This window comes from Mesorhizobium sp. M6A.T.Ce.TU.016.01.1.1, assembly GCF_003997065.1.
Lineage (GTDB): Bacteria > Pseudomonadota > Alphaproteobacteria > Rhizobiales > Rhizobiaceae > Mesorhizobium > Mesorhizobium mediterraneum.
The window spans coordinates 1-405 of record NZ_RZTJ01000141.1 but is presented as its reverse complement, the minus strand read 5'-3'; the positions used below and the strand labels follow the sequence as shown (position 1 = coordinate 405).

The 405-nt window shown below is 61.2% G+C and carries 1 protein-coding gene; it reads right to left on the bottom strand.

The window, feature by feature from the left end; translation table 11 throughout:
* Nucleotides 1-405, bottom strand: a 405-nt coding sequence (locus EOC94_RS33640) for a DDE-type integrase/transposase/recombinase (RefSeq protein ID WP_148128473.1), incomplete at both ends; no start/stop codon positions are given.

The window sequence follows — 405 nt, the reverse complement described above, 5'->3', positions numbered from 1 at the left end:
GGCTGCACCGGATAGTGGCTGCACATCTGAAGGAAGCGGCGATTGTATTGCCGGTCCTTGCCGACGAACACCGTCTCCACTGCCGTTTTCATGTTGTCGTAGATGCCGCGCGTGCAGGCACCCCCGAAGAAGGCAAAAGCGCGGTCGTGGGCGTCGAACACCATCTCCTGCGTCTCGCGCGGATAGGCCCTAACGAACATCATGCGGCTGTGGCAGAGCCGGACATGGGCGACCTTCACGGTCACCGTCACGCCGTTGATCAGGACAATCTCGTGGCTCCAGTCGAACTGGTAGGCTTCACCGGCTGGGAAGAACAGCGGCACATAGGCTTCCGCCGTTGCCGATCCTTGCTCCTTCGCCCAGCCCTTCGCATATCGACGGACCGCATCGTAGCTGCCTTCGTAG